This is a genomic window from Acinetobacter lactucae (assembly GCF_001605885.1).
Classification (GTDB): domain Bacteria; phylum Pseudomonadota; class Gammaproteobacteria; order Pseudomonadales; family Moraxellaceae; genus Acinetobacter; species Acinetobacter lactucae.
In genome coordinates this window covers 1-7156 of the sequence record NZ_LRPE01000028.1, presented here as the reverse complement: position 1 = coordinate 7156, position 7156 = coordinate 1, and the positions used below count along the sequence as shown (strand labels likewise).

8 protein-coding genes are annotated in these 7156 nt (G+C 25.5%); 2 read left to right on the top strand and 6 right to left on the bottom strand.

Annotated features, from left to right (window positions below):
- Positions 1–566: 566 nt before the first annotated feature.
- Both AWW73_RS11385 and AWW73_RS11380 read left to right on the top strand, forming a co-directional pair.
- On the top strand, positions 567–1154 hold the full coding sequence (locus AWW73_RS11385) for a recombinase family protein (protein ID WP_062849698.1): 588 nt from the start codon (positions 567–569) through the stop codon (positions 1152–1154).
- A 589-nt stretch (positions 1155–1743) separates the two neighbouring features.
- Positions 1744–2118 (top strand): hypothetical protein, encoded by a 375-nt coding sequence (locus tag AWW73_RS11380; protein ID WP_062849697.1) that lies wholly within the window; start codon positions 1744–1746, stop codon positions 2116–2118.
- A gap of 89 nt (positions 2119–2207) precedes the next feature.
- Here the strand turns inward: AWW73_RS11380 and AWW73_RS11375 are convergent, their stop codons facing one another.
- From AWW73_RS11375 to AWW73_RS11355, 6 genes are all read right to left on the bottom strand, one after another.
- A complete protein-coding gene (locus AWW73_RS11375; protein ID WP_062849696.1) occupies positions 2208–2615 on the bottom strand; it encodes a hypothetical protein in 408 nt (135 codons plus the stop codon).
- Positions 2616–3074: 459 nt separating this feature from the next.
- Entirely contained in the window at positions 3075–4064 is a 990-nt protein-coding gene (locus AWW73_RS11370) for a hypothetical protein (RefSeq protein WP_062849695.1), read from the bottom strand.
- Positions 4018–5532, bottom strand: coding sequence for a glycosyltransferase (locus AWW73_RS11365; RefSeq protein WP_062849694.1), 1515 nt, complete (start codon positions 5530–5532; stop codon positions 4018–4020). The genes AWW73_RS11370 and AWW73_RS11365 overlap by 47 nt, the downstream gene beginning before the upstream one ends.
- Before the next feature lie 10 nt (positions 5533–5542).
- Positions 5543–5875 (bottom strand): YheC/YheD family protein, encoded by a 333-nt coding sequence (locus AWW73_RS19290; protein WP_338107773.1) that lies wholly within the window; start codon positions 5873–5875, stop codon positions 5543–5545.
- A 26-nt stretch (positions 5876–5901) separates the two neighbouring features.
- Positions 5902–6563, bottom strand: a 662-nt coding sequence (locus tag AWW73_RS19210; protein WP_338107772.1) for a YheC/YheD family protein, incomplete at its 3' end; no start/stop codon positions are given.
- Positions 6563–7156, bottom strand: a 594-nt coding sequence (locus tag AWW73_RS11355; RefSeq protein WP_062849693.1) for a serine hydrolase, incomplete at its 5' end; no start/stop codon positions are given. The genes AWW73_RS11355 and AWW73_RS19210, both read right to left, overlap by 1 nt.

Here is a 7156-nt window from a genome sequence, read left to right as displayed (position 1 = left end):
ATATAAGAACATTATAAATATAGCCAAATATTAAAAAATCAAAATCATATCCATTTAAAATATTAATAGAAAATTTCAAATTATAAATTTTCATAAACCATTCTACAAAGGTGTTTTAAAACTATGTTTTTTATTTTTAATAAATTTAAACATATAATTAAAAACAAAACAAAAACAATAAAAAAACGCACACATATCAAACACATACATAAAACACCCAAAATTACCCGATTATATAAACTCTATTTTGTTACGTTATGTATATTCAAATTACTCCAGTAAAAAAATAAAACTAGATTTTAATATTAGATTAATATTAAATTTAGAAAGACTTAGCAACAAGGTAATTAAACATGAAAAAAAATACCCCTAAAAAAACAATAAAATTATCAACCAATATAATAATAACGATCAAAAAACTGATGAACAGTGAAGCTTCAATTGTGTATTTAATTAATATGTTTTAAACACTGTATAGTACACTTTTGTGATTTAGTTCATGTTTTTTTTAAAAAAATAAGATGCTAAGATTTGTTTTGTTTTTGTTTAATTTTGGTGTTTTTAATATGCGTACATATGCCTATGTTAGAATAGAGCCTAATTTGCAATTTGAATTTTCTAGATATATCTCTTTTTTTAGTGAATATGGTTATAAAATTCAAAAGAATAGATTAGTAGTAGAAGAAGTATCTGTTGATAAATCTATTATTTATAGAGATAAATTTCTTAACTTAATAAGTTATTCATTAGAAGAAGGTGATATTTTAGTGATAAAAAGCATGGATTGCTTGGGTAATAGTTTTGAAGAAATTTTAGGTATAGTTGATAAAATCGATCAAAAAAAAATCCGACTAATATGCTTGGATTACTCTAAGAATGAAATTAACGGTGACTTGAAAATTTTCTTCCTTCATTTTCTAAAATTATCAGCTGAATTTGAGAAGTTGTTCAAGTCTGACAATAAGAAGTTCAAAGATCACAAACCAACAAGAAAGGTTGGTAGACCGGAAATATTAAATAATGAACAAAAAAATAGAGTGATTGAATTGTTCAAAAAAGGCTATAGCGTATATTCACTCGCTAAAGAGTTTTCAGTTACAAGAACTGTAATTCAAAGAATTTTAAACAATGCCACAAAGAGTAATTTATTGTAATTATTTAAATTTCAAACCTATTAAATACATATGGAATAATATAAAAGGGAATAGTAATGAAATACATTTTATTAATAAGGGTTAATCCTTTATAGAATATGAATGATAGAAATATTGAACATTAAACATCAATCAATAAGATATTGATATATATACATATATTTAGAATATTATTGTGCTTAAAATTCAATCTATATGATTCATAGTAGCTCTATATTCAGTTGCTTTTACCATATACCTTTAAAAGTATCTTTTATTATCATTACTCTTCTCGATTAACTAGGATTAATTAATTTTATAAGTCCAAAAACGATTTACTTTCAATTGGTTATAAAAAATATTTTATATAAAAATATAATTTATGTGCATTTACTATTGATTATATTATATTTACAACGTAAAGTTGTTTTCCACGAAATAAATTAAATTAACTTTCAAGAAAATCTTGATAATATTAATGTATTTCAAATTTTAGCTTAACAATTTAACTATTTAAGATTTATAAATTTCATTTTTTAATAAAATAGTTTAATGTTTTCAAGCATTATTATGAAAATTTATTTATTTTAAAACAAGATAAACCCCTGATATGAATGATATTTTCTGGAATTCCTCAATAGATTCAGCAACAGCTGAGATTTATATTCCTAAAGGAATTGGACCTTTTCCAACAATTATTATTTTTGATACAGGTTTAATAAAAAATACAAGAACTTATGCTACTTTCTATGCAGAAAAAATGAAAGAAATAGGGTTTTTCGTTTTTATAGTAAAATTAAATTTAGATAAAAAAATAGAAATGGGTACGATAATAGAGTATATTTTAAGCCAAAAGGAAGTAAATAGTAACAAGGTCTATTTAATAGAAATTGAAAGAAATAATTTGATAGATCTCAATATAGAATTATATAAAAATTATTTTCAGGGTATCACTTCAATTAATTGCTTTAATTTAAATAATTAATTTTTAAAAGAGAATTTTCTTGAAATCATTTAAATAAATTATAAGGAGACCAAACTACTAAGGCTTAATCTCCACTATGTACTTAATTATCAAAAACCATGACTAACAGATGATTTAGAAACATAAATTGAATTTTCTCGGTTGGCATCCTCTACCCAACACGATTTAGAGACATTAATCTCCTCGCCACTTACTAAAGTAATCTTTGTCTGTTTCACATCGCTATTAACATTACTCGCAGCATAGTAATGATGTTTATCACAAATCACTGTCTTCTTATGATTATTTGCATATTGAGTAGCTTTATCTGCTGTGACCTCACCCGTACCTAAGCTAGGATGGCCTGATTTTTCCGCTATTAAGTACAATTTATGACTAGCAATTGTATTAATGGAAGCAGGTGAATAAACAGATTGATGACCATACGGCTGATTCACACATCCAGCTAAGATTACTGTTAATGAAAATACGATTTGAGTTAGAATTAAATTCTTCACTAATTTTAATCCTCATGTTAAATACATAAACATCCATTTTTATAAAATCCATCTTAAATTAAAATTTATAGAATTAGGATTATCAATAATAGATATATTTTTAAAAAGTTTAAGTAAAATTTAACTTACAATCTCAAGTTAAAATAAGAGAATTTAATACAATTTCAAACTCTTAATTAACTAAGAAGAGTCCACACCCTACGAGGCTGTGGACTTAGTGAATATCACTTAAACCTGAAATACGAGGATAACTATCTAATAAACATCCTCAAGATTATATTCACATGAGGACTAATTACTAACAATTAAAAATTAATTAAATTCAAAACATTTTATCCCTGACTAAAAAATATCCTTATTTTACATACAATAACACTACAAACATCTTAGAAAGTGTTTTAAAAGTATGTTTTAAATACATGTAATCCATTAATTAAATTTTTAACATTTCATCAAAAATTATAAATTTAAAAACTCTTTCTCATCGGAATTTAATTTTATGCTAGATTCAATTATTGTTTTTTTAAGACATTCAATTATTATTGCAGAATTATAAAAGTTATTATACTTATTTAAAGGAAGTAAAAGTTTTTTATCATTTGCTACCAATGATAAATTTGATAAAAAACTCCTCATAAATATATAACCAGAGAACGAGTTATCTTTAAAAACCAAAGTACCATCAATATATTTACGTTTTATTATACTGTCTGGCAAATTTAATTGACTATCATTCATTTTATTAGACAAAAAAGCTAACCTATACCACAGCTTATTATAAGGTATTTGATAAATATTATTTTGTAAACTGCTAGCACTAATTGGTAAAAGAACTCTACCCTTTCTATCAATATCATCTTTTCTTAATAACCTTTCCGACCAATTTGCCATACCTTCAAGATACCAACTTGGTTTTAATGGACTATACCCGTATTGATAAAGATGAAATATCTCATGAGCAACAACGGTCCAGTAATTTCCTGGAAAGTCTTTTAATTTACTATTTAATTTGATCAATAATGCTTTGTCTTTTTTCCCCCCATCAAAACTAGCTAGGTAAGGCTTATCGTAAGCAATACCATTATAACTTATACTAACCACGTGAATGTCAATATAATTTACTTTAGACTTATATCGAGGGCTATTAAGAGGATTTACAAAACCTAAATAGTCCAATGCATCTATAGTTGCATTAGCTTGAATTGCGATATTTTCGACATAATCTGGAATATTATTTTTATTGATATCGGTCTGCTCTATCTCATTCAGACTATATATCACTCTAATTTTTCCAGATTTATAATATTTTTTTTCTTCATTGATCGTCATATTTTTTTTGTCCGCTGCCAAACAAACCAAGCTCATTAATGAGACCAAAAAAAAGAAAATAATCTTTAAGATATTATTTAAAGATAATATTTTTCCATAACTTAAAATTATTTTCATCATTGAATCTCCATACAGATCTAGCACAGTTTTTATGGAATAAACTTATTTTTTCTCTATTGTTCAATAATTCAACAGTAGTATTAATAAATCTTTCTGTATCATTATCTTCAATCAAATAGCCATTATAGCCATCAATAATCATTTCACTCGGACCATAATCAATATCAAAAGAAATTACTGGACAACCATTTTTTAAAGAATCCAATATAGCCATACAGAATCCTTCAGATCCGCTAGTAAATAACATTAGATCTGCATTTTGGAGTACGGAATTTACATCGGAAACAAAATCACGTAGGCGTACTATGCCTAGCAAATTATTATTTTCTATAATTTTTATTAAGTTTTCTTTTTCAGATCCAAAACCATAAATATCTAGGGTTGCTTCAGGAATTTTTTTATGAATTTTAGCAAATAATTCTATAAGTAGATCTAATCGTTTTACTTTATCGAACCTTGCTAAGCAGACACACTGATATTTTTTTCGAGAATTTGAGCTATTTTCAAATGTTGTATTTTTATAAAAATGTGGTATAACCCTATAGTTCGAGTAAAAACCAAATCTCTCACTAAAATCATTTTTTTGTTTCTCTGTTAAGAATATGAGTTGATCTATTTTATCTAAGTTCTCAATATAACTTTTGTAATGAGCATTAGCTTTTGAATCTTTTTCTCTAGCTTTTGAATAATGTGCGGCATGAATAATGCCAATAACAGTAGAGTTCTCTTTTTTATTCAACAGTATATTTTTTGCAAAAACTATAGCTCTATCAATAATATAAACCTTATGCTCATTTTTATTAATTTTAGATAAAGTATATTCAAACAGTTCAATTTCTGAACTAAATTTTCGTGAAATTATGCCACCTACTTCATACAGATATAGGCTAATAACCTTACCTTCCTTATTATAATTTCGTGAAAGAACAAGATGATTATTAATATCATAAAAATCTTCTGCTACAATTAATCTATTACTATCTAAAACTTGTGATGAGCTTAAAATCCCTTTTTCATTAAATTTTAATCTTTTAACTATTTTGCCAGATTCAAAAATATTTATATGACTCAAAAGACCTTGCTTATTTTTAACATAATATTTGCAGAGTTTATTTCTATCATCAAAGACTTTAATATTCCCTAAACTATCACTTTCAATATTTTTTTCTTCGATGGTAATTTTACTACTATCTTCTGGATTAAAATCAATTGAAAATTCGCTTTTTTGATAGTAAGAATATAAATTGAAAAAATTAATATTTTTACTTACATCTGAATCTAACAATTTGCTTGTATACAAATCCTTATATAGAAGATTAACCATAGGATTATAAGAAAGAGTACATATATTTACTTTAATTCCATTTCTACTAAATAAATCTGCTCTTTTAATTAGTGCAATTAATAGACCATTTTTTTCCTGCTTAATTGCAGGATAAAGCATATATATACCCTTTTCTTTTAACATTATAATTCTCTTATCTTAGATTTATAGGTAAAAAGTTATTCTTGAAAGGTGGTTTTGCATTTTCTTGCAACCATTCGTAATAATCAACCTGAGCTTTTGCTACTGGATAAGCCATAAATCCAATTCCTGGCCCTGCATTAACTTCAAATATAGCAATATTCCCTTCTTGATCGATACCTAAATCTAAACCTAATGAATCTAAGCGCCATGCATATTGCTTTTGAAAAGCGAGTGGAAATTTTTCGAAAATTTTCTTTATACTTTTATTAATTTTTTCAAATGAGTTTGGATAATATTGCTCTAAAAATAATTTTTCACGTGTTGTGATTAATGCTCCTTGCATACCATTCGTAATATCAATATTTTTNNAATTTCCACTTACCACCAGCCCCCCTACTAATTTGCATCCGGAAGACTGTGTTTAGTGCATTATTTGTAGAACTGTTGAAATATCTGCTTAGAGAATAGCCTTTATTCTTAATTTCTTTATCAAAAAAACTTCTCAATTCATTTTTATTAAGCTCATTTTTTCTATCTAACTGTTTTACTATATATTTTTTATCTAAAAACTCGACGGAAAAAATTCCTTTCCCCTGATTACTTGATAAGGGCTTTAGTATAACTTTTTTATATTTTTGAATTGCATCCAAAAGATCCTCAAATTCTTTACAGTCCTCAACACTTATCAAAAATTCGTTAATATCTTCAATTTTCTGAAGTTTTAGATCAACATTCTTTTTTGTCCCAATTCTATTTGATGTAAAAGGAATTCTTTCTGCTAATTTTAAATATATTTCCTTATCTTCAGCCTTAACAGCGAGTCTATTTTGAATTACATTAGGAAAGTTAAATTCTTTTTCTAAAACTTTCCCATTTAATATAGTCTTGCCTAACACCTTTTCAGTTTCAAAACATACATCTTTTGCTGTAAAAACATAAGCTTCATGCCCACGACTTTGAGCAACAATGATGAAGATTTCCTCTACATCAGTTAAATTTTTTGCTGGTTTTAAAATTCCAAATACAGACATTATATTACTCCAATTAAATCATTAATCATTTCTTGATCAATCAATCTACTCTGATCATTTTTTGAATACCCTAGACAAGCAATAAGATAATTATTGCGTATTTTTACTATCTGTAAACTATTAAAAACATTTGGAAAAAGTGTCCCTGTTTTAATAAAAATTTTTTCATTAGAATCAAAATCAAAATTGATATAATTTTTATTTCTCTGAACAATGATACTTTGGTGACTATAAAATAAAAAAGATTCTATTTTTTTATTTTCTAACATTTTAATAACTAATTTTAATAAGTCATCCACAGTTGTATATTGTTTTCTTTCATATAAGCCATGCGAATTTACAATATTTGTAAGTGTCATCCCTAATTTATTTATTATTTTTTTTGCATGTTCCTCATATGGTATATTTGTTTTTTCTTCAATTAGTTCCTTTAATACTTCAGCACTCGTGTTACTTGACTTAAATATCATATTTTTAAGTAAGTCATTGATTGTTATAAGATCATTCTCCTGTAAATTATAACCACTTCCAACTATTAAATTATTTTTTTTAACTCTTACAATTTCTCTTAAAGAAATATTTAAATCAAATAC